Here is a 22,360-nt window from a genome sequence, read left to right as displayed (position 1 = left end):
TTGAAGGGGCCTTGAAGGGATCAGATGCGAACGCCGCGCGGTCCGGCGAACTGGCGCCAGATGAAGGTCCCGACGAAGGTCGCCGTCAGGATGACGATGATGGTCGGGGCGGGGGCGCTGTCCAGCCAGAAGCTGGACCAGATGCCCAGCACCGTCGCGCCCACCGCGACCCCCACCGACACCGCCATCATTGCCTGCAGGCGGCGCGTCAGCAAAAAGGCGATGGCGCCGGGCGCGATCAGCAGGCCCACCGACAGGATGATGCCGACCGATGACAGCATCGCCACCACCGATGCGGCGATCATCGCCAGCATCCCGTAATGCAGCCAGCCGGTCGCCAGACCCGCGACCCGCGCCTGCACCGGATCGAAGGCATGCACCGCAAAGTCGCGCCATTTCAGCACCAGCACCAGCGTCACGACAACCGCGATGGGCAGGGCCTGGGCAAAATCGGCGGGACCGATGCCCAGGATGTTGCCGAACAGGATATGGTCCAGGTGGACATTGCTGGGCATGGCCGTGAACAGGATCAGCCCGACCGCGAACATCCCCGCCATGACGATGCCAAGCGCGGTGTCGGGCTTGATGCGGCTGTTGGCGTCCAGCCAGCCCGATGTCAGCGCGCAGATCATCCCGGCCACGAAGGCGCCGATGATCAGCGGAAAGCCAAGCGCATAGGCCAGGACGATGCCGGGCAGGACCGCGTGGCTGATCCCGTCACCCATCAGCGCCCAACCCTTGAGGACCAGAAAACAGCTGAGCAAGGCGGCGGGCACGGCGACGATGACCGCGATCATCAGCGCGTCGGTCATCACCGGGAAGCTGAAGGGCAGTAGCAGCGCGTTCATGCGTGACCCTCCATCGCGGCGCGGGCGCGGCGGCGGGCGGCGCGCAGCCCGTGGGTGGGTGCAAAGACGAAGGCCCCCAGGAACAGCAGCGTCTGCAGCGTCACGATGATGCCCCCCGGTGCGCCGTCCAAAAAGAAGCTGGCATAGGCCCCGATGGCCGATGTCAGCGCCCCGATGGCGACCGACAGCATGATCAGCCGCGGAAAGCGGTCGGTCAGCAGATAGGCCGTGGCCCCCGGTGTCACCACCAGCGCGATGACCAGAAAGGCACCCACCGTCTGCATCGCGGCCACGGTGGACGCGGCCAGCAGGGTGAAGAACAGCGCCTTCAGCCGCGCAGGGTGCAGGCCCACGGTGCGGGCATGGCTTTCGTCGAAGAAGACCACCATCAGGTCGCGCCACTTGGCCAGCAGGATGACCAGGGATATGCCGCCGATCAGGGCCAGCTGCACGATATCGGCGGGGGCGATGGCCAGGATGTTGCCCATGGTGATCGCCTGGATGTCCACCGCGACGGGGTTCAGCGATGCCATGAACAGCCCGATGCCGAAAAAGCCGGTGAAGATCAGCCCGATCACCGCATCCTGTTTCAGCCCCGTGCGGGTGTTCAGAAACAGCATCGCCAGCGCCGCCAGCCCGCCCGACAGGAACGCCCCAAGCGCGAAGGGCAGGCCCAGCATATAGGCCCCCGCCACGCCCGGCACGATGGAATGGGACAGGGCGTCGCCGATCAGGCTCCAGCCCTTCAGCATCAGATAGGCCGACAGGAAGGCGCAGACGCCGCCCACCAGGGCCGAAACCCAGATCGCCGTCGCCATGTAGCCATAGGCGAAAGGGGTCAGCAGCAGGTCCAGCATCAGCGCGACCCTCCGGTGCGGTGGTGCTGGTCGTCGTAGAAGATCAGCGGACGTTCGTCATCGGTGAAGACGTCCACGTTGCGCGCATCCGCGTCCTGATGCAGGTCGGTGCCGCCCAGCACGAAATGGCGCAGGACGCCGCCAAAGGCGATGCGCAGGTTTTCCGGCGTGAAGGTGGTCTCGGTCGGTCCGGAGGCCAGCACGGTGCCTTTGACCAGCACCACGCGGTCGCAATATTCCGGCACCGAGCCGAGGTCATGGGTCGATACCAGCATCACCCGGCCCTCGTCGCGCATCTGGCGCAGCAGGGCGATGATGGCCTGTTCGGTCTGGACATCGACGCCGGTGAAGGGTTCGTCCAGCAGGATGACGCGGGCCTCTTGCGCCAGGGCGCGGGCCAGGAAGACGCGTTTCTTCTGGCCGCCGGACAGTTCGCCGATCTGGCGGTGGCGGTATTCGCCGATGCCCACGCGGGCCATGGCATCGTCGACGGCCTTGCGGTCGGCGGGTCCGGCGCGGCGCAGGAAACCCATATGGCCGTATCGGCCCATCATCACCACATCCTCGACCAGGACCGGAAAGGACCAGTCGACCTCCTCGGCCTGGGGGACATAGGCGACAAGGTTTTGCGACAGCGCCTGCCGCACGGGCAGCCCCATGATCCGCACCAGCCCCGAGGCATGCGGCAGCAGGTCCATCAGCGCCTTGAACAGTGTCGATTTGCCCGCGCCGTTGACCCCCACCAGCGCGGTCACCGACCCTTGGGGCACCTCGAAGCTGGCATCGCCAAGCGCGGTATGGCCGTTGCGATAGGCCACCGTCAGGTCGCGCACCTGCAGGCCAAGGGTATCGGCGTCAATCATGGTCAAGCCCCGTGACGATGGTTTCGGAAGTGACCCGCAGCAGGTCCAGATAGGTGGGCACCGGCCCATCGGCGGCCGACAGGCTGTCGACATACAGAACCCCGCCATAATCGGCGCCGGTTTCCTGCGCGATGCGGCGCGCGGGCCGGTCGGACACGGTGCTCTCGGAAAAGATGACCGGCGCCTTGGCCTGCCGGATGTTGTCGATCAGGCGGCGCACCTGCTGGGGCGTGCCTTGCCCGTCGGAATTGATCGGCCACAAGAACAGTTCCTGCAGGCCGAAATCGCGCGCCAGATAGGAAAAGGCGCCCTCGGACGATACCAGCCAGCGGCGTTCGGGGGGCAGGGCGCGGGCGCGGTCTCGCAGGGGGCCGATGGTGTCGGCGATCTGCTGTTTGTAGCGGAGGGCATTGGCGCGATAGGCGTCGGCATTGTCGGGATCGACCCCGGCCAGCGCCGCCGCGATGTTGTCGACATAGATCTGCGCCGAATCCAGCGCCATCCAGGCATGCGGGTTCGGCAGTCCGTCGTAATCGCCCCCCTGGATGGAAACGGGCGTGACCCCGTCCGACAGGGTCGCCACCGGCACATCCCCGATCCGTGCCAGAAACCGCTGCGCCCAGAGGTCCAGATTCATGCCGTTGACCAGGATGACATCGGCATCGGCGATGCCGATGATGTCGCCCGGCGTCGGCTGGTAATTGTGGATGTCGGCCCCCGGCGGGGTGATCGAATTCACCTGCGCCAGATCGCCCGCCACGTTGCGGGCCATGTCGGCCAGGATGGTGAAGCTGGTGGCGACCTTCAGTTGTTCGGCCTGGGCTGTGACAGGCAGGCAAAGGGCCAGGGCGGTCAGGAAACGGAACATGGGTCTCTCCTTGGGGACCGTTATCTGCAAATCATTCGCAACTGTCAATAGTTGAGAACCAGTTGCAACTGACGCGCGCCTGCGGCAAGATGGCCCCATGACGGGACGAGCCACGAAACTGGAACAGGCGCTGCGGCAGGCGGGCGTGCGGGTGACGCGACAGCGCGCGGCGCTGCTGCGGGTCATCGCGGCGGCGGATGATCACCCCGACGCGGCCGAACTGCATGCGCGCGCAGTGACGGCGGGGGCGGGGGTGTCGCTGGCCACCGTCTATCGCACGTTGACCACGCTGCAGGCGCAGGGGGTGATCGACAAGCTGGAATTCCAGGGCGAACCCGCCCGGTGGGAGGCCGCCGACCAGCGCCACCACGACCACATGATCGATGTCGACAGCGGCGAGGTGATCGAGTTCACCAATGACCGCATCGAACGCTTGCAGGCCGAAATTGCCGCGGAAATGGGCTATGACATCGTGCATCACCGGCTGGAGCTCTATGTCCGGCGGCGCTGAGATGCTGGTTTTCGACAAGATCATCTCGGACCGGGGATCGCGCTATGCGGTGTCGGGGGCGGGGGTGGCGGATGCAGCCCAGATCAAGCAGGTGCTGGCCGAGCTGCGCCGCAACAAGCGTTTCGCCAAGGCCACCCATCACAGCTGGGCCGCCGTCCTGGAGGACGGCCCCCTGAAATAGGATGACGGCGAAAGCGGCGCGGGGGCGCTGATCCTGCAGATGCTGGAACGGGCCGAGCTGCGCGATCATGTGGTGATCGTCACGCGCTGGTATGGCGGCAAGCATCTGGGGGGCGACCGGTTCCGCCACGTGATCGACGCGGTTCGTCATTATCTGCGCGAAACCGGCCACAAGGATGGCTGACCCCGCGCGGGTGCGCGGGGCCGGGAATATCAGGGTTTGAACATGATCTTGCCGTCACGGCCCGGCGTGGTCGCGGCATTCACCGCCTCGGCGGCTTGATCCAGGCCGAAATCGCCGCCCGAGGGCAGCTTCAGCTTGCCGTCCATCACCAGGCCGATCAATTCGCCGAACATGCGCTGGGCATCCTGCGGCTTGGTCGCCTCCATCACCTTGGCGCCCCAGAAGCCCTTGACTGTCAGCTGCTTGAAGATCAGCTGGCTGCCCGGCATCGGCAGCGTCCCGCCATCGGCGCTGCCGAAGGTGACCAGCAATCCATCCTGCCCCAGCAGGTCGACCAGACCGGGGACCACGTCGCCGCCGACCGAATCAATGGCGGCCCGGGCGCCGTCCTGCCCGACGATCCGGCGGGCCTGGTCGATCCAGTCGTCATCATCGGTCGAGACGATGTCCGTGATGCCCATGCGGGCCAATTCCTCGGCGGCACCCTGGCGGCGGACCAGGTTCAACAGGCGGATGCCGCGCTGTTCGGCCAGGACGGTCATGATCTTGCCGATGGCGCCGTTGGCGGCGGTCTGGATGACCCAGTCGCCGGCCTCGACATTCAGGAATTCCAGTAGCGTGATGGCGCTGAAGGGCATGGCGATCAGCTGGGCCGCGGCCTCGTCGGGCATCTCCTCGGGGACGGGGATGACGGTCGCGGCCGTGGCCAGCGCGTATTCGGCCCAGGACCCGGCCAGGCCCGCGGCGGCGACGCGCTTGCCGGTCAGTTCGGGGTCCACGTCACGGCCCACGGCCTCGACGATGCCGACGGCCTCGCTGCCGCCGGTGGCGGGCAGGTCGGGGCGGACGCCGTATTGGCCCTTGATGGTCCACAGGTCGTGGTTGTGGATGGGGGACATGATCACGCGCAGCAGCAGCTGGCCGGGGCCGGGTTCGGGCCGGTCGGTGTCGGCCATACCCAGAACCTGGGCCGGGTCGCCGAATTCATCGTATCTGATGGCGCGCATGTCTTCTGTCCTTTCGGGATGTGATCTGCACCCCACGTGGGAAGCCTGCTTCCTATTCGCCAGAGGGTGGGAATAACTTCGCCGTCATGTCCAGCCGCGCCAGCTTGCACGCCTGCAGCCGTGCCAGCTGGTCCAGCACCTGATCGGTCGGCAGGCCCGCGCCGCGGTATTTGCGCCACAGCTTCAGGCAGGATGCGGGCGACCACGGCAGATCGGCATGGGCCAGCCAGCGGCGCAGGGGCGGGGGCAGGGCGTCGAAATCGGCCATGGGGTCCGTGCTGCGGCGGGTCAGGCGGATGGCCGTGCGGCCCAGATTGCCGGGCGGGAGGGGGCTGGAGGAGGTCATTTTGGCCTTCGGACTGTCAAGCGCCGTGATAGTTATTTTATAACATAAAGCATGACAACCCCGGCTTGTGCCCCAGCATGTACCATTGACGACCCGCGCGGCATCGGTCATGCCCCCGCACATGCTGCGTATAGATGACATCACATATAACGTGCAGGGCCGGCCCCTGTTTGTCGGGGCCTCGGCCTCCATTCCCGAAGGCCACAAGGTGGGCCTGGTCGGGCCGAACGGGGCTGGCAAGACCACGCTGTTCCGGCTGATCCGGGGTCAGCTGGCGCTGGATGGCGGGCAGATCAGCCTGCCCACGCGCGCCCGGATCGGGGGCGTGGCGCAGGAATCGGCCGCCACCGACCGCAGCGTCCTAGACACCGTGCTGGACGCGGATGAGGAACGCACCGCGCTGCTGGCCGAAAGCCACACCGCGACGGATGCCCACCGCATCGCGGACATCCAGACCCGCCTGACCGATATCGACGCCTGGTCCGCCGAGGCCCGCGCCGCGACGATCCTGGACGGCCTGGGCTTTTCGACTGTCGACCAGGCGCGGCCGACCAGCGATTTTTCGGGCGGCTGGCGGATGCGCGTCGCGCTGGCGGGGGTGCTGTTCGCGCAGCCCGACCTGCTGCTACTGGACGAACCGACCAACTATCTGGACCTGGAAGGGGCGCTGTGGCTGGAAAGCTATCTGGCGCGCTATCCTCATACCGTCATCATCATCAGCCACGACCGTGGCCTGCTGAACCGGGCGGTGGGCCATATCCTGCATCTGGAAAACAAGCAGCTGACGCTCTACACGGGCGGCTATGACAGCTTTACCCGCATCCGTGCGGAAAAGCGCGCCCTGCTGGCCGCCGAAGCCAAGAAGCAATCCGAACGCCGCGCCCATCTGCAAAGCTTTGTCGACCGCTTCGGCGCCACGGCCAGCAAGGCGCGCCAGGCCCAGGCCCGCGTCAAGATGCTGGCCAAGATGGAGCCGATCACCGCCCCCGAGGAAGCCAAGTTCCACCGCTTCACCTTCCCCCAGCCCGAGGAACTGTCCCCGCCCATCGTCGCGATGGAGGGTGTCTCGGTGGGTTACGGCGACCGCGCCGTGCTGCAGAAGCTGCACCTGCGGATCGACCAGGATGACCGGATCGCGCTGCTGGGCCGTAACGGACAGGGCAAATCGACGCTGTCGAAGCTGTTGGCGGAACGGCTTGGGACCATGTCGGGGCACATCACGCGGTCGAACAAGCTGCGCGTGGGCTATTTCGCCCAGCATCAGGTCGACGAGCTGCATCTGGACGAAACGCCGCTGGATCACATCCGCAGCCTGCGCCCGAACGAAGGCCAGGCCAAGCAGCGCGCCCGGCTGGCCGGTTTCGGTCTGATGGAGGCGCAGGCCGAGACGCTGGTCCGTCAGCTGTCGGGTGGCCAGAAGGCCCGCCTGTCGCTGTTGATCGCCACCATCGACGCGCCACATCTGCTGATCCTTGACGAACCGACCAACCACCTGGACATCGAATCCCGCGAGGCCCTGTCCGAGGCGCTGAACGATTACACCGGCGCCGTGGTGCTGGTCAGCCACGACATGCACCTGCTGGGGCTGGTGGCGGATCGCCTGTGGCTGGTCAAGGACGGCAATGTCGGCCCCTATGAGGGCGACCTGGACGATTACCGCAAGTTCCTGCTGACGGGCGACGCGCCCGCCAAGCCGGCTGCCGAAGCCGCGAAACCCGCCCCCAAGCGCCCGTCCCGCGACGCGGTGCTGGGCCTGCGGTCCGAGGTTCGCAAGGCCGAGGAACGCGTCCAGAAGCTGACCGACATGATGGGCAAGTTGGACGTCAAGCTGGCCGACCCGAACCTGTATCACGACCCCTACGAGGCCAAGAAATGGGGCGCCAAGCGCACCGAGGCCGTCAAGGCGCTGGCTTTTGCGGAAGAACTGTGGATGACTGCGTTGGAGAAACTGGATCGGGCCGAAAAGGGCTAGGCGCTGTTGCGAAAATGCGCCTACCTGCGGTTGCGTCCATGTGGGCGGTTGTGCCGATGCGGTTTCAGCACCTAATAGAGGGAAACGCCCTCTCAGCCTGTGGAATCGCCCGATGAAATACGCCTTGGCCCTTGCCATCCTGATTGCAACCCCGCTGCATGCGCAGGATTTCGGCACGTCCGGGGGGCGCACCTTCTCGGCCGATCTGGGGCTGGGCGCGTCTTATGGGCCCGATTATCCGGGTTCGGATGACGGCGAGGCCGCCCCGTGGATCATCTGGCGCAATGCCGGCTTCGGCACGCCCGGTGGCGATCAGGCGCAAGGCTTCTCCATCGCCCCCTCCTTCGGCACCGAGGGTGAGCGCGAAAGCGACGACAATGATGCGCTGGCAGGTCTGGACGACATCAATCGCGCCTATGAGCTGGGCCTGCGGGTCAGCTATGGCGCGGGTCCGGTCACGGCCTATGGCAGCCTGCGCCGCGGCTTTGACGGGCATGAGGGCCTGACCGGCGAGGTTGGCGCGAAATACCGCACCGATCTGAGCGACCGCGTCACCCTGTGGTCGGGCGCCGAGATCGGCTATGGCAACGACAAATACAACAACACCTATTTCGGCGTGACCGGCGACGAAAGCGTGGCCAGCGGTCTGGACGCCTATGCCCCCGGCGGCGGCATCAACGAAGCCGCCATTACTTTCGAAGCGCGCTATGAGTTGAACGAAACCACCGCCCTGCTGGGCGAAGTGCGTTACGGCAAGCTGATCGGCGACGCCGCCGATTCGCCGGTCGTGCAGGAAGAATACCAGCCTTCGCTGCGCTTGGGCGTGACGCGCCGCTTTTCGTTCGGCTTCTGATCGGGCGACATGACGGATGGGAAACGGGGCGCCTTGCGGCAGCCCCCGTTTTTCGTGTCAGCCTCCGGCCCGCACCCAACAGCTGACCTGCTGACCGGGGCGCATCGGGACCAGCGACGGTCTGTCGGTGGCGCAGCGCGCCTCGCGGATCGGACAGCGGGTGACGAAGGGGCAGCCCTTGGGCGGGTCGATGGGGCTGGGCAGATCGCCCTCCAGCAGGATCGTGCGGCGGTTGCGTTCGGCACGCGGATGGGGCTGCGGCACCGCCGACAGCAGCGCCTGCGTATAGGGATGTTCGGGACTGTCGAACAGGGTCGCGGTATCGGCGATCTCGACGATATGGCCAAGATACATGACCGCGATCCGGTCAGCCAGATGGCGCACCACCGACAGGTCATGCGAGATGAACAGCAGCGCCAACCCCAGGTCCTGCTGCAATTGCAGCAGCAGGTTCAGGATCTGCGACTGGATGGACACGTCCAGCGCCGAGACCGGTTGGTCGCAGACGATCAGCTTGGGCTGATAGGCCAAAGCCCGCGCGATGACGACCCGCTGCCGCTGCCCCCCCGACAATTCGTTCGGAAAGCGGTCGCGCTGCGACGGGTTCAGCCCGACCAGCGCCATGACTTCGGCCACGCGGGCGCGGCGATCGGCGGCGGGGACGCGCTGGATGGAGAGCGGTTCCTCGATCGACTGGCCGATGGTGCGCTTGGGGTTCAGCGCCGAGACCGGGTCCTGGAAGACCACCTGGAGGTCGCGCCACTGGGCGGCGCGTTCGGCGCGCGTCAGGCTGGCCATGTCGCGGCCTGCGAATTCGATCCGCCCCGCCGTCACCGGGTTCAGCCCCAGGATGGCGTTGCCCGTCGTGGATTTGCCGCAGCCCGATTCGCCGACGATCGCCAGGGTTTCCCCCGCAGCCACGTCGAACGAGACCCCATCGACGGCCTTGACCACCGATTTCGGTTTGCCGAAGCCCTCGCCTGTGACAGGGAAATGCGCCTTCAGGTCGGTGACGCGCAGCAGCGGCCTGTCGCTATCGGTCATGGTCGATCATCCCTGCCAGCACATTCCCTGAGCGCTAGCAGGGCAGTTGCCGGGCGCGCCTTTTCGGCTTCGGAATGCCCATGTCGCGCAGCATGGTGACCGCACGGGACCACGGGGCCCTTGTTTTCCCCCACCATGCGCCGACGGGCTTGCGCCCAAAAGCACGCGACCTGATTGGTTTGGACGCAGATGTCCAACCCCTCGATAACTTTGTGGGGACCGAACCTCGTTTGCAGGTTGGCAATTTCCCGCGTTGGCCTGATCATGCGCCGCCCGTTTGCGCCATGCCCATGGGCGGACCCGAAACCCGGTACAGCACAACGGTCAATGTGATATGAAAATTGACCGAGTGCAGCCCGTCCGGCGCTGCGCGACCGTCACCGTGGGTTGCCGACACTAATGCCGGTAGCGCGGAAAGTCTTTCAAGGCGACATGTCCCGTTCCAGCACTCAGGACACTAGCTGGATGATCGTCGGGAAAATCTGCCGCCCAAACGCCGCGCCGATGGCGACGACCAGACGACTAATACGGGTCAGGATCGTCTTGCACATGTTCGCAAGGGTCCGCGTTCGGGGCGACTGCAATGAGAGTGCCTGGGCCCGGGTCGCACCGCATCATGCGGTTGCTCGCCATGCTGCCCAATGTCAGCTGCGTGACTTTGGACCGGAAGCGCGACTGAGGCGTGTTCGTCATCGACGCCATGCTGCCCGGAGCGTCGATGATCGGCAGGTGGCTGCTGCAGTCATTTCCCCCACGCCTGTCGTGGTCAATTGCCTGCGGCAGGCATCCTAGGGCGGTTCGGATGACGCCGGCATAGCCCCATCGATCAAAGTAATCCTCGCTTGATCGCTGCGAATGCCTTGCGTACCCGACTGCCGCGCTGGCGATGGCGATCACAGCTGGAAAGGCTGGTGGCAGGGTTGTCTGTAGGCAATTACGGGTGGCGTGGAACTTTCGCCAAAACCCTTCAGGGTAGGGAACGCCCATCGGTTTCCTGTGCGGCTGGCGGCCACTTGGCGCACCCGATCTCAATGATGCCCTCGTCGCCGGGTAGCGGTTCTCGCAGGGCGGTGTCATGCAAGGCGTGATGGTCCCCGCCAGCCCCGCGGCGATAAACCGGTCGGCGTCGGCCCGATCATCATAGCCCCTGTGAAACCCCGCCGCCGGGCTGAAGATGAAGGGGAGCACGCTTCAATCCGCCACCCATATCGTGTGGTCGCTCCGATCCCAGACCTAGCGGCAGCGTCGTCGTTCAGATCAGATAGGCTTGGAGGTGCTTCTTGCACGATCATCCAAGCTGACCAGTGAAGTCAGCAGTTGTGCAATACAGATATAACTGTCAGCAAAACACTCATTTTCCGGCTGTCATCTTCAAAGATCTCAATGTCGAAACGAAAGCAGATAGCATGAACCGAACGATCATTGCATGGGGATGTCTCGGTTTGGTGCAGGAGGCCAAATGCGGTCCAACGACCCAATATACTGAAACTAGAAAACGACCGAGCGAATAGCGAACAAGGTGATTATCCCGGAATGCTCGCAGTGCCTTTACGTCAGGATGAAATGGATCACCAAAAGCCGCGGTAGCTACGAAACAGGTAGGAGAGCTGGTTTCGCCAGCTTCATTTTCGTCATGGCCGTGGTCATGATCATAGTGGTTGTGATAATCATGGTCGTCTTCTTCGATACCGTCATGATCGTCGACCTCTTCTTCGCTTGGAATATCAGAAGAATAATCTGCGCCATCGCTTAGCTCATCTGATATTTGCCCATTATTTGGTTCCCAACCTCCGTTTTCGTTGGGATGATGACCATCATTGATGCTCCCATTTCCTATCTCCGGACCTTTTTGTGGCGGAGATCCTATATCTGGATCATCGCCCTCATCGCCAGGACCGGGATGCGTCGGGTCATGTCCACCGTCATCCTGGTGGCCTTCATCATCATGACTAAGCTTCTTCAATGTAGCGTCCAAGCCATCGAAGTAATCATCTTCGTTGCTGGTGTGTTTTCCATCAGGAATTGTCTTGTAGACTTCTTTTATCTGCGCGCCACTTAGCGAACTGAAATGTTTACTGGTTATCGAGATCGCCTGATCGCTGTCCATGAAGTCCAAGATCTGGTCTTGGAGTTCCTCGGCGTGATCAGCATAATTCTCTAGCCGGACAAAATGACCACTTGGCAATTTGAGAATCGCATCATCGCCATCTTTTTGGATTCCAGCACGAATATCTTCGATATTTTCAAATTGATGCGACAACCCGATAACGTCATTCGAAGAAAAGTCTGTTATGATATGATTTTTATCCCCGCCAATGATAAAGCTGTTATGTCCGCCGCCACCCTCGATCTTATTTTCTCCAGTCTCGTCACCGATACCTGTGAAAATCAGATCATCGCCGGCCCCGCCAACGACCAGGTCATCGCCTTCGCCAGTGAATATGACATCGCCGTCATGTGAAGCTTCGATGTGATCGTCGCCCTTCCCCCCCGAAAGAATATTGTGACCTCGGTCCCCAATCAGGGTATCGTTGCCAACGTGACCTCTCAGGATATCATTGCCCGCTCCACCTTGGATGAAGTCGTTGACCATCCCATTGGACGGATCGGTCGTGTTATGGGCGCCCTCGATAACCAGGTCACGATCATAATCTGAAACGACGACCACCACCATTTCCCCTGGAGAAACGACTGGTATATCTTCGGGTTTCAGTCCGGCGCTGACCTTCATGTCCGCGCGAGCATCCGCAATGCCATCTGGCGCTGTAAGCTCTGTCGCGGATTCATCGAACCATGGGGAGTGTGGAGAGTTTGCGGGTGTCAGTTCGTAGAAAGTGAGGTGTTCCTGACCTTCGAGGTCTACCAGATCGATGGGCGCAACCTGGGTCCCTCCGTTGAACATGAAGATGATGCTCTGATCGCTTTCGCTAAATCCGCTGACACGATCCAAGTCGGGATAGTCGACAACACTCCTGATCTCATCTTCCTTCATAACGGTCTTATCAATCAGATAGGCCTGCGCAATGTCGAATACCTGTCCCATCGGGGTGGCGATGGCGACAATATCTCCCTCGTCACTCTCGCCATAGGGAAACTTTATGTCGTGAAATTTGTTTGACAGCCATTCGTAGGCAATTCCCCAGTGGCTGATTTCGTCAATGCCGGAACTCACTGCTCCGGAAAAAGCCTCCAGCCATGCGGCTCCCTGCTCGATCCCTACGGCGGTGTTCTCACCTATATTGAACTCCGAAAGGTAAAGCTTGAGGTCGTCAGAAAATCCATAGGATTCATTGAAGACTTCCATGGGCTTTATGGCCCAATCTATTTTTTGTTCTATGGCATTCGCGTCGGGGTACGAGTGCTGAAATATTGTTCCGACCAGCTCACGGTTGTCCAAGGAGATCTGGGAGATAATGTCTCGTGATTCCTGTGGCCCGACGGCAGTCCAGCGGCCATCTTCGCCCTGCTCGGCCTTCCATTGCACTCCGGCTTGGATGCCTATGGATGGCTGATACCATTCACCATTCTGATCCGAAATGCGTTCGATCATTTCGTTGATCTTCGGTATCTCGAAGTTGGCTATTTTTCCATATTCCTCGCCGTTCAACGAGCCCCAATAGTTACTACCCCAATATTCATTACCAATTTCTATGTCCGATATATTCGCGTCCGGAAAATCTTGGAGAGCTTGTTCTAGACTATCGAGATATTTATCAAAGCCTGCGTGATCAAATTCGGCAGTGACTTTGTTGTAGAATTGGAATGTCGGTGTAACAATCGTGACAGGCTTGCCCTCTGCCTCGGAAAAAATCAAAGCCTCTCTGATCGTTAGGACATAGTCGTCATCGGCTCTGTCCAAGGTATTTCCAAATATCTTGTCGAGACCTCCATTTTCCCATGTCTGATCTTCGGTAACTCCCCCGCCGGGGTATCTGAAGGACGAGAAGTCAATTTCCTTCAAGACCTCGGCGTATGGTTCGCCTTCGCGCAAACTGTCTCTGGTCAGGATCATATTCGCGCCGAAATGCGCGCTGGTGATGACATGCATTCGTTGGAAGCCCCCAGATGTCGGTGGTATGATCCGGGCCTGTGACGCCAGATCATTTCCGTTAGGGGTAGGTGGACAAGGTTTCGGACGGGTTAATGCATTTATACAATTGTTATTAATATCTTAACCTTACTTTAACATTCACTGCCGCAGCCATCCGGTGAAATCCGGACAGTTTGTCTCGGTCTCCGTCTCGGGGCGGCGGATGTCCGAGATCCGGCCGCGGTGGATGTGGATGGCCGGTCCCACGGCCGCGCCCTCGACGAAGAGCAGCAGCCGCTGGTGGATCACCGCGTCGCGCCATTCCGCCTCGTCGTTCATATGCGCCAGCGACAGCGCCGGGCTGACCGCGCCGAAGCGGTACTTGGCCGGATGCGCGTCCATCACCCCCGAGGCGCGGATACCCGAGGCCCCGATGACCCCGTGGGCGGCCAGCCAGGTGTGGGTGCCGTCATGCCATGGCGTGCTGCCCTCGATCAGCCGCAGCGTCCCGGAGGCAAAGCCGATCTCGAAGCTGCGCCGCGCCTCGATGGCGTCGCGGTTGGCTTCCAGAAAGGCGATCTGCGCGGGCGTGAAGCTCACCGGTCGAACTCCTCGATGAAGGTCAGCGTCACCGGCTCGCCCCAGGACAGCAGGTCGCGGTCCCGCTCGCCCTCGCCATCGGTGGCGAATTTCGCATGGGCCACCGGCGGATCAGTTTGCAGGGTCGTGCCGGCGGGGATGGCGGCGCGCAACGGCGGCTCGACCTTGACCCAGCCCCGGCATTGCGCCGCACCACCCGGTAGACGAAGCCCGCGACGCTGAAGAGATCGCCGACCCGGAATGAGGGCCGCGCCGGATCGCTCAGCGCCACGTTCAGCTCCGTGGCGCCCGCGGCGGCGGTGGCCGTGTTGATCATCGGCTCGACGCCGCGGCCAAGGTCGGCGGCAGTGCCGCCGAGATCGAGGGGAAGGTCGAATAAAGGGCCGCGCCATCACCCATCACCCCCAGGAGCTGGCCTGGATCGAGGCGCGCAAGCACCTGCCGCGGGCAGAGCTGCACAGGCTGTTCCGGGCCTTCTGGCAGCGCGACGACGTCTCGCAGGCGAACCTGACCGCACTCTGCAAACGGCGCGGCTGGATGACCGGGCGCACGGGGCATTTCACTAGGGGGCAGGTCTCCCGCAACAAGGGCAAGCCGATGCCCCCCGAGGTCAGGGCCAAGGTCATGGCGACGGCTTTCAAGCCGGGGCATCGGCCTGCGAACCATCGCGGCCCGGGCCATGAACGCATCGACAGCAAGGACGGCTATGCGGTGATGATCGTCGACGAGCGGAACCCGTGGAGCGGGCACGCCACGCGCCCGGTCCACAAGCACCGCTATCTGTGGGAACAGCAGCACGGTCCGGTGCCCGAAGGGCACGTCCTGAAATGCCTTGACGGCGACAAGACCAATTGCGACCCGGCCAACTGGCACGCGATCCCCCAAAGCATGCTGCCCCGGCTGAACGGTCGCTGGTCGGGCCTCAAATACGACGACGCGCCCGCCGAGTTGAAGCCCGCGGTGACCTCGACCAGTTGAAAGCCGCGATCGACGCAGCGCCTCGGCACATTACCTCGCTTGTCACACAGCACGGAAAATCACCGTCAACCCAGGTGTGCAGCAGCTGGTTTGCGGGTGCTGCGACAGGGGAGAAATCTGCCCGCAGACTGCGCAAGGCCCAAGCAGAAGCATTGGCTGAGGCGGGTGCAACTGCGTACCAGAGCGTGTCGCGGGCTTTGAGATTCAAGGTTTCCGGAAAGCCCGTTCTGTGATTCGCTTGTGCTGAGGCAAATAAGGGGTGGCAAATGGGCAAGCCGCATCCAATGGAGCTTCGCGCACGGGTCATGGCGTTCGTAGGCGAGAGGCACGGTCACCGTGAGACTGCGCGGCACTTTCGGGTTTCGCCGATATTCGTGAACGATCTGGTTAAGCTGCGCCGCGAGACCGGAGGACTGACTGCGAGACGGCAAGGCAATGGTGGGGGCCATGGCAAACTGACGGGCGTGACCGGTTGGCTCAAGGCTCGAGTCACGGTCAAAGGCGAGATCACGCTCGACGAATTGGTGGCCGACTTGTCTTAAACCCACAACATCGCCGCTCACAGTGCCGCAGTCTGGAGGGCGCTTCGCGGGCTCGGTCTGACACACAAAAAAAGCCATGCAGGCGCCTGAACAGAAGCGCAAGGACGTCGCCGACCTGCGCCATGTCTGGATAGCGAGGCGCCAGCCTATCATGGCCAGCCATCTGGAACGGTTGGCTTTTATTCATGAGACGAGCGTCAAGATGAACATGGCCAAGACCACCGCCTGGGCCCCCTGCGGCCGGCGCCTCGTCGATCATGCGGGTTCGGGCATTGGAAGACCCAGACCTTCGTTGCCGCGCTGCGCCATGACCGGCTGGACGCGCACTGGGTCATCGACGGCACGATGAATGTCGAGATGTTCGATCTCTGTATCAAAACCCAGCTGGTCCCGACGCTCAGGGCCGGAGACGTCGTCATCCTCGACAACCTGTCCAGCCACAAGAGCCCCACCGCAGCGGCTACCCTGTGCGACATCGGCGCCTGGTTCCTGTTTCTGCCGCCTGACAACCCGATCTGAACCCGATCGAAATGGCATTCTCCAAGCTCAAGACCCTGATCAGGAAAGGCCGCTGCCCGATCCTACGATCAACTATGGGCCGCGGTCGGACAGATCTGCGACCTCTTCTCTGACGAGGAATGCTGCAACTATTTTAAAGCTGCAGGATATGAGGCCAGTTGAACGCAACGCGCTCTAGATCGCGGCTTGGACAGGCCATGAAGCGCTGTCCGAAGTGCAGCGATACTCCAAGGCAGCAGACCGCCCACGGGTGCTTTCAAGCACGGATCCAGAACGAAAATTGGAAACCATTCCCGCCCATACTGGAAACTGTTCCACAAGTGGTTGATTTTATAAAAAGAAATTTAGAACTGGCGACCCCGGGAGGACTTGAACCCCCAACCCCAGACTTAGAAGGTCCGTGCTCTATCCAGTTGAGCTACGGGGCCGCTTGGCGATCCGCGGGGGATCGCAGATGGTGTTTAGCGCTCTTCGGCGGGGCTTTCAAAGCCATATTGCGTGACGGACACCGTCACGACAGCGCGCGCGTCATGAAGACCGAATTGGGGTCGGGGCGGTAATCGGCAAAGGGCGGGCATTCGCTGAAGCCCGCGCGCGTGTAAAGCCCGCGCGCCGCGACGAAGGTTGGCTGGACGCCCGTTTCCAGTGACAGCCGGGTCAGACCATTGGCCAAGGCGTGATCGACCAGATGGTTCAGCATCATCCGCGACAGGCCGAGGCCGCGATGTTCGGCCAGGACATGCATGGATTTCAGCTCTCCGTGGCCGCCGCCAAGATCCTTCAGCGCGCCCATCGCGACCGGGATGCCATCGGCACGGGCGACGAAGAAGGCGATCGCGGGGTGGGCCAGCCCCGATGCGGGCAGCATGTGGATCGATTCGGGCGGGGTGTCGGCCTGCATGTCGGCGGTGTGGCGCTGGAACAGCAGGTCCAGATCGGGGCCAAGCGGGCTTTCGCGGTGGATGGTCGGGGTCATTCAGGCAGCCTTTCGTGGCGCCCGGCGCGCGGGATCGGTCCTGCGCGCCGGGCGATGTTCCCGGTTACAGAACCTTGTCGAAGACGGGCCGCAGGCGGTCAAGCGTGCCGTTCACGTCCTTCAGCTTGTCCAACCCGAAGAGCCCGATGCGGAAGGTCGAGAAACCGTCCCCTTCCTCGATGGCCAGGGGCACGCCCGCCGCGATCTGGGTGCCTTGGGCGGCAAAGGCCTTGCCCGACTTGACTTGCGGATCGTCGGTATAGCTGACGACGACGCCCGGCGCCTGAAAGCCCTGCGCCGCCACCGATGCGATGCCGCGTTCGGCCAGTTCGGCACGGACGGCACGGCCAAGCGCCCATTGCGCGTCGCGGGCGGTTTCCAGCCCGAAATCCATGGTCTCCTGCATCGCATCGCGCAGGCCCAGCAGGGCGTCGGTGGGCATGGTGGCGTGATAGGCGGGGCCGCCATCCTCATAGGCCTTCATCATCGCGCGCCATTTCTTCAGGTCCAGCGCGAAGCTGTCGCTGGTGGTGGTGGCCAGCCGTTCCGCGGCGCGTTCCGACATCATCACCAGCCCCGCCGCAGGGGATGCCGACCACCCCTTTTGCGGGGCCGAGATCAGCACGTCGACGCCGGTGGCCTTCATGTCCACCCAGATGGCGCCCGAGGCGATGCAATCCAGCACCATCAGCGCGCCGACCTGATGGGCGGCATCGGCCATCGCGGTGATGTAATCATCGGGCAGGATCAGCCCGGCGGATGTTTCCACATGGGGCGCAAAGACCGCGTCGGGCCGCGTTTCCAGGATGCGGGCCACGACCTGATCGATGGGCGGCGGGGCATAGGCGGGATGGGGCGCGTTGCCGGTGGGGCGGGCCATGACGACGGTCGTGTCGCGGGCAAAGCCGCCTGCCTCGAAGATCTGGCTCCAGCGATAGCTGAACCAGCCGTTGCGCACGATCAGGGCATGCGCGTCGCGGCCGAACTGGCGTGCGACCGATTCCATCGCATAGGTGCCGCCGCCCGGCACGATGGCGATCTCGGCCGCGCCATAGACCTGGCCCAGCATGCCCGACAGATCGCGCATCACCTGCTGAAAGCGTTGCGACATGTGGTTCAGGGACCGGTCGGTGAACACGACCGAGAATTCGTCCAGACCCTGCGGGTCGATTTCGGGGCGCTGATGGGGCATGGGGCGTCCTTTCATGGCTTTGCGCGAACCCTAGCGCGCCCGTTCCTCCCCCGCCAGAGCGCCAAAGGGCGCAGTGCCTCTTGCGCCCGCGCCATGCCCGCGACTAGGTTCAGGGTGTCAGCAACATCAAGGTTTTCCATGCGTATCGGCATACTTCAATGCGGCCAGTCGCCTGCGCAGTTGAAGGACAGCTTGGGCGATTACCCCGACATGTTCGTCCGCCTGCTGGGCGGGCGCGGTTTCGAATTCGACATCTGGCATGTCGAGGAGATGCATTTCCCCGACGACCCCCATGCCGCCGACGGATGGCTGCTGACCGGATCGCGCCACGGCGCCTATGAGGACCACGCCTTCATTCCGCCATTGGAGGATTTCATCCGGCGGACCTATGCCGATGGGGTGCCGATGGTGGGGATCTGCTTTGGCCACCAGATCATCGCGCAGGCTCTCGGCGGAACGGTGATCAAGCATCCCGGCGGTTGGGCCGTGGGCACGCAGGATTACGATTTCGGCGGCCAGCCCGTGACGCTGAACGCCTGGCACCAGGATCAGGTCGTGACGCTGCCCGAAGGGGCCCAGGTCGCGGGACGCAACGCATTTTGCGAAAACGCCGCACTGATCTATGGCGACCGCGCCTATACCGTCCAGGCGCATCCCGAATTCAAGGATGAATTCGTGCAGGGCCTGATGGACACCCGCGCCAAGGGCGTCGTGCCGCCCGAATTGCTGGCGCAGGCCAGCGCCCGCATGGGTCAGGCCGACGGCTCGGGCCTGCTGGCCGATCAGATCGAAGCCTTCTTCAAGCAACCGCGCGCCCTGACGCGCCCCGATACGCAAGGTGCCGCATGACCGACTGGACCGACAAGTTTCCCAAGGCGGCCCGCGATTTCGTCGCCGGTCGCCGCCTGGACGAGGTCGAGTGCATCGTTGCCGACATCGCGGGCGTCGCGCGCGGCAAGGCGATGCCCGCCTCGAAATTCGCGCGCCAGGAACAGTTCTATCTGCCGAACTCGATCTTTCTGCAGACGATCACGGGGGAATGGGCCGACAACCCCTCGGGGGCCTTCACCGAACCCGACATGGTGATGAAGCCCGATTATTCGACCGCCACGGCGGCGCCCTGGACGGCCGACTGGACCATCCAGGTCATCCACGACGCGCTGGACCAGCAGGGCAACCCCGTGCCCATCGCGCCCCGCAACGTGCTGAAACGCGTCGTCCAGCTGTACAAGGACAAGGGCTGGAAGCCCGTCATCGCCCCCGAGATGGAGTTTTTCCTGGTCGCCCGCAACATCGACCCGAACCAGCCGATCATCCCGCCCATGGGCCGCACGGGGCGCAGGGCGGCGGCCAAGCAAGCCTATTCCATGTCGGCGGTCGACGAATACGGCAAGGTCATCGACGACATCTATGATTTCGCCGAGGCCCAGGGCTTCGAGATCGACGGCATCCTGCAGGAAGGCGGCGCGGGCCAGGTCGAGATCAACCTGAACCACGGCGACCCCGTGGCCCTGGCCGACGAGATCTTCTTCTTCAAGCGCCTGATCCGCGAGGCCGCGCTGCGCCACGATTGTTTCGCCACCTTCATGGCCAAACCCATCGAGGGCGAGCCGGGCAGCGCGATGCATATCCACCATTCCATCACCGATCTGGAAACCGGTCGGAACATCTTTTCCAATGAAAAGGGCGGCGAAACCGATGCCTTCATGCATTTCATCGCCGGAATGCAGAAGCACCTGCCCGCGGCCATCGCGCTGCTGGCCCCATATGTGAACAGCTATCGCCGCTATGTCCCCGACTTCGCGGCGCCGATCAACCTGGAATGGGGCCGCGACAACCGGACCACCGGCCTGCGCATTCCCATTTCGGACCCCGAGGCGCGGCGCGTGGAAAACCGTCTGGCGGGCATGGATTGCAACCCCTATCTGGGGATCGCGGCCAGCCTGGCCTGCGGCTATCTGGGTCTTCTGGAACAGGAAGGCCCGCGCGCGGAATGCCTGGGCGACGCCTATATCTCGCAGGATGACCAGCTGCCCTACAACCTGGGCGATGCGCTGGACCTGATGTCGGAAAGCACCGCCATGCGCGGCGTCCTGGGCGAGGAGTTCGCCGATGTCTACGAGGCCGTCAAGCGCAACGAATACAAGGAGTTCCTGCAGGTCATCAGCCCGTGGGAACGCGAACACCTGCTGTTGAACGTATGAACCTGCTGCATCTGAACGACCGGCCAGGTGAATACCCGCCCAGTCTCTATGCGGGGGACGGGACGGGTTCGGCCTTGGACCCGCTGCGGGGGGACGCGCGGGCCGATGTGGTGGTCGTGGGCGCGGGCTATACCGGCCTGTCGGCGGCGCTGCATTTGGCGCGGCGCGGCCTGTCGGTGACCGTGCTCGAGGCGCAGCGGGTGGGTTTCGGCGCATCGGGGCGCAATGGCGGGCAGATCGGATCGGGTCAGCGGCAAGAGGTCGATTGGCTCGAGGCGCGCATGGGCCGCGACACCGCCCGCCGCCTGTGGGACCTGGCCGAGGAAGCCAAGGCCTTGGTGCGCGACCTGGCGCAGGCGGGCGGCGTTCCGGTCCGCGACGGCATCGCCCATGCCTGCCGCACCACCCCCGAGATCGATCATGCCCGCCACATGGCCGACCATCTGGCGCGGCATTACGATTACGACCGCGTGCAGCCGCTGGACCGCGACGCGCTGGCCCGCGCCCTGGGCAGCGATGCCTATGCCGGGGGCGATCTGGATCACGGCGCGGGGCATCTGGACCCGCTGGCCCTGGTCCGGACCATGGCGGCGCAGGCACAGGCCGCCGGCGCCACCATCCACGAGGCAAGCGAGGTGACCGGGATCGACCACGCCCCCCATGCGGGCGGCAGGTCGCAGGTGCGCACGGCCCATGGCCGCGTCAGTGCCGATCATGTCATCCTGGCCTGCAACGGCTATCTGGGCGATCTGGACCGCCATGTCGCCGCGCGGGTCATGCCGATCAACAACTACATCGTTGCGACCGAGCCGCTTGGCGACAGGTTCCCGGACATCCTGCCCGACCGCATCGGCGTGGCCGACACGAAATTCGTGGTGAATTACTGGCGCATGGACGACCGCCGCCGGCTGGTCTTTGGCGGGGGCGAAACTGTCACCTATCGGTTTCCGCGCGACATCATGGGGGTGGTGCGCCCGCATCTGCTGTCGGTCTATCCGCAGCTGCGCGACGTGACGCTGACCCATGCCTGGGGCGGGACGCTGGCCATCACCATGAACCGGATGCCCTGCTTTGCCCGTCCGGCGCCGAACTGCCTGTCGGCCAGCGGCTTTTCCGGCCACGGCGTTGCGATGGCCACCCTGGCGGGACGCCTGATGGCCGAGGCGGTGGCGGGGCAGGCCGAACGGTTCGATGTCATGGCATCCGTGCCGACGCGGCCCTTCCCCGGCGGGGCGATGCTGCGCGGTCCGCTGCTGGTGGCGGGCATGGCTTGGTTCGGGTTGCGCGACCGGCTGGGGTTCTGAACGGGTGGCCTGATCAGCCGCGCGGCAGGCCCATCCGTTCCAGCACCTGCTGGCGGATCAGCGCCGATTGCTGGTCGGGCACGCCCAGCAGGCCCGCCACCAGCCGGATCAGGCTTTCCTCGTCCGCGGCGCGGGTTTCGTCGGCATAGGCGACCTCCCACAATGCGGCCAGCACGCCGGCGCGGTCCTCCAGCGCGATGCGGTCCTTGATCTGGCGGGTAAAGCGCACCGTGTCGCTGGCCTGCGCCTCCAGCGCCTCGGCTTGGGCGCGGCGGTCGGCGGCTTCCTCGGGGGTCAGGCCGTGGCGGCGGGCCAGCACACGGTCGATGCGCATGCGTTCGGCATCGTCATAGCTGTCATCAGACCGCGCCACCCGCACCAGCAGCGCCGCGATGGCCAGTTCGGCCTCTTGGCTGCCCATGGGTTCGGGATGGGTCGCCTCGCCCATCAGCAGCGCCAGGATATCCTTGAACATGATGCGT

At 63.8% G+C, this 22,360-nt stretch carries 22 protein-coding genes, 1 tRNA gene and 1 pseudogene; 11 read left to right on the top strand and 13 right to left on the bottom strand.

What is annotated here, in order from left to right; translation table 11 throughout:
• Positions 1-20: 20 nt before the first annotated feature.
• Genes IE00_RS01795 through IE00_RS01780 form a run of 4 tightly spaced genes read right to left on the bottom strand, consistent with a single transcriptional unit; the run spans position 21 to position 3,436 of the window.
• Positions 21-848: a metal ABC transporter permease gene (locus IE00_RS01795; protein WP_072295331.1), complete on the bottom strand. Its 828-nt coding sequence runs from the start codon at positions 846-848 to the stop codon at positions 21-23.
• Entirely contained in the window at positions 845-1,705 is an 861-nt protein-coding gene (locus tag IE00_RS01790) for a metal ABC transporter permease (RefSeq protein ID WP_072295330.1), read from the bottom strand. Before IE00_RS01790 ends, IE00_RS01795 begins: the two co-directional genes overlap by 4 nt.
• On the bottom strand, positions 1,705-2,568 hold the full coding sequence (locus IE00_RS01785; RefSeq protein WP_072295329.1) for a manganese/iron ABC transporter ATP-binding protein: 864 nt from the start codon (positions 2,566-2,568) through the stop codon (positions 1,705-1,707). The genes IE00_RS01790 and IE00_RS01785 overlap by 1 nt, the downstream gene beginning before the upstream one ends.
• Complete coding sequence (locus IE00_RS01780) at positions 2,561-3,436, bottom strand: metal ABC transporter substrate-binding protein (protein WP_072295328.1); 876 nt, start codon at positions 3,434-3,436, stop codon at positions 2,561-2,563. Before IE00_RS01780 ends, IE00_RS01785 begins: the two co-directional genes overlap by 8 nt.
• 97 nt (positions 3,437-3,533) lie before the next feature.
• Between IE00_RS01780 and IE00_RS01775 the strand changes: the two genes are divergently transcribed.
• Both IE00_RS01775 and IE00_RS01770 read left to right on the top strand, forming a co-directional pair.
• Positions 3,534-3,947 (top strand): Fur family transcriptional regulator, encoded by a 414-nt coding sequence (locus IE00_RS01775; protein WP_072295327.1) that lies wholly within the window; start codon positions 3,534-3,536, stop codon positions 3,945-3,947.
• Between the two features lies 1 nt (position 3,948).
• Positions 3,949-4,311: pseudogene (locus tag IE00_RS01770) on the top strand (YigZ family protein).
• A gap of 29 nt (positions 4,312-4,340) precedes the next feature.
• On the opposite strand, the gene IE00_RS01765 reads toward IE00_RS01770, so the two are convergent.
• The gene (locus IE00_RS01765) at positions 4,341-5,318 is read right to left on the bottom strand and encodes a zinc-binding dehydrogenase (RefSeq protein WP_072295326.1); all 978 of its coding nucleotides are present in this window, start codon (positions 5,316-5,318) and stop codon (positions 4,341-4,343) included.
• Between the two features lie 52 nt (positions 5,319-5,370).
• Complete coding sequence (locus tag IE00_RS01760) at positions 5,371-5,664, bottom strand: DUF6525 family protein (protein WP_072295325.1); 294 nt, start codon at positions 5,662-5,664, stop codon at positions 5,371-5,373.
• Positions 5,665-5,785: 121 nt separating this feature from the next.
• On the opposite strand from IE00_RS01760, the gene IE00_RS01755 reads away from it, so the two are divergent.
• Together IE00_RS01755 and IE00_RS01750 are read left to right on the top strand one after the other, a co-directional pair.
• Positions 5,786-7,636 carry an ABC-F family ATP-binding cassette domain-containing protein gene (locus IE00_RS01755; RefSeq protein WP_072295635.1) on the top strand — a complete coding sequence of 617 codons (1,851 nt, stop codon included), beginning with the start codon at positions 5,786-5,788 and terminating at the stop codon, positions 7,634-7,636.
• A gap of 112 nt (positions 7,637-7,748) precedes the next feature.
• Positions 7,749-8,489, top strand: coding sequence for a MipA/OmpV family protein (locus tag IE00_RS01750; RefSeq protein WP_072295324.1), 741 nt, complete (start codon positions 7,749-7,751; stop codon positions 8,487-8,489).
• 57 nt (positions 8,490-8,546) lie between these two features.
• Here IE00_RS01750 and IE00_RS01745 read toward each other — a convergent pair whose 3' ends face one another.
• The 3 genes from IE00_RS01745 to IE00_RS01720 form a co-directional block, all read right to left on the bottom strand.
• On the bottom strand, positions 8,547-9,533 hold the full coding sequence (locus IE00_RS01745; RefSeq protein WP_072295323.1) for an ABC transporter ATP-binding protein: 987 nt from the start codon (positions 9,531-9,533) through the stop codon (positions 8,547-8,549).
• A 1,351-nt stretch (positions 9,534-10,884) separates the two neighbouring features.
• The gene (locus tag IE00_RS19655) at positions 10,885-13,581 is read right to left on the bottom strand and encodes a CFI-box-CTERM domain-containing protein (protein WP_139291275.1); all 2,697 of its coding nucleotides are present in this window, start codon (positions 13,579-13,581) and stop codon (positions 10,885-10,887) included.
• Positions 13,582-13,722: 141 nt separating this feature from the next.
• Positions 13,723-14,163, bottom strand: a complete 441-nt coding sequence (locus IE00_RS01720; RefSeq protein WP_072295318.1) for a hypothetical protein — start codon at positions 14,161-14,163, stop codon at positions 13,723-13,725.
• Positions 14,164-14,700: 537 nt separating this feature from the next.
• Here IE00_RS01720 and IE00_RS01715 point away from each other — a divergent pair.
• The 4 genes from IE00_RS01715 (at position 14,701) to IE00_RS20340 (ending at position 16,202) form a co-directional block, all read left to right on the top strand.
• Positions 14,701-15,141: an HNH endonuclease signature motif containing protein gene (locus tag IE00_RS01715; protein ID WP_240493764.1), complete on the top strand. Its 441-nt coding sequence runs from the start codon at positions 14,701-14,703 to the stop codon at positions 15,139-15,141.
• A gap of 374 nt (positions 15,142-15,515) precedes the next feature.
• Positions 15,516-15,683 (top strand): hypothetical protein, encoded by a 168-nt coding sequence (locus tag IE00_RS20345; RefSeq protein ID WP_205949639.1) that lies wholly within the window; start codon positions 15,516-15,518, stop codon positions 15,681-15,683.
• 76 nt (positions 15,684-15,759) lie between these two features.
• Complete coding sequence (locus tag IE00_RS20500; protein ID WP_240493763.1) at positions 15,760-16,032, top strand: hypothetical protein; 273 nt, start codon at positions 15,760-15,762, stop codon at positions 16,030-16,032.
• On the top strand, positions 15,918-16,202 hold the full coding sequence (locus IE00_RS20340) for a transposase (protein ID WP_371328419.1): 285 nt from the start codon (positions 15,918-15,920) through the stop codon (positions 16,200-16,202). The genes IE00_RS20500 and IE00_RS20340 overlap by 115 nt, the downstream gene beginning before the upstream one ends.
• 351 nt (positions 16,203-16,553) lie before the next feature.
• Here the strand turns inward: IE00_RS20340 and IE00_RS01700 are convergent.
• The 3 genes from IE00_RS01700 to IE00_RS01690 form a co-directional block, all read right to left on the bottom strand.
• Positions 16,554-16,630, bottom strand: a tRNA-Arg gene (locus tag IE00_RS01700).
• 83 nt (positions 16,631-16,713) lie between these two features.
• On the bottom strand, positions 16,714-17,178 hold the full coding sequence (locus IE00_RS01695; protein ID WP_072295316.1) for a GNAT family N-acetyltransferase: 465 nt from the start codon (positions 17,176-17,178) through the stop codon (positions 16,714-16,716).
• A gap of 64 nt (positions 17,179-17,242) precedes the next feature.
• Positions 17,243-18,370: an aminotransferase class V-fold PLP-dependent enzyme gene (locus IE00_RS01690; RefSeq protein ID WP_072295315.1), complete on the bottom strand. Its 1,128-nt coding sequence runs from the start codon at positions 18,368-18,370 to the stop codon at positions 17,243-17,245.
• A gap of 138 nt (positions 18,371-18,508) precedes the next feature.
• Here IE00_RS01690 and IE00_RS01685 point away from each other — a divergent pair, with 138 nt between their 5' ends.
• From IE00_RS01685 to IE00_RS01675, 3 genes are read left to right on the top strand one after another with little or no spacing between them, the layout of a single operon-like run.
• Positions 18,509-19,219, top strand: coding sequence for a type 1 glutamine amidotransferase (locus IE00_RS01685; RefSeq protein WP_072295314.1), 711 nt, complete (start codon positions 18,509-18,511; stop codon positions 19,217-19,219).
• On the top strand, positions 19,216-20,574 hold the full coding sequence (locus IE00_RS01680) for a glutamine synthetase family protein (RefSeq protein WP_072295313.1): 1,359 nt from the start codon (positions 19,216-19,218) through the stop codon (positions 20,572-20,574). The genes IE00_RS01685 and IE00_RS01680 overlap by 4 nt, the downstream gene beginning before the upstream one ends.
• Entirely contained in the window at positions 20,571-21,878 is a 1,308-nt protein-coding gene (locus tag IE00_RS01675; RefSeq protein ID WP_072295312.1) for an FAD-binding oxidoreductase, read from the top strand. The genes IE00_RS01680 and IE00_RS01675 overlap by 4 nt, the downstream gene beginning before the upstream one ends.
• 13 nt (positions 21,879-21,891) lie before the next feature.
• Here the strand turns inward: IE00_RS01675 and IE00_RS01670 are convergent, their stop codons facing one another.
• Positions 21,892-22,353, bottom strand: a complete 462-nt coding sequence (locus tag IE00_RS01670) for a TerB family tellurite resistance protein (protein WP_072295311.1) — start codon at positions 22,351-22,353, stop codon at positions 21,892-21,894.
• Positions 22,354-22,360 lie beyond the last annotated feature (7 nt).

It is taken from the genome of Paracoccus sp. SM22M-07 (assembly GCF_001887735.1).
GTDB lineage: Bacteria > Pseudomonadota > Alphaproteobacteria > Rhodobacterales > Rhodobacteraceae > Paracoccus.
The sequence above is the reverse complement of the archived record's forward strand: the minus strand, read 5'-3'. Positions and strand labels throughout refer to the sequence as shown.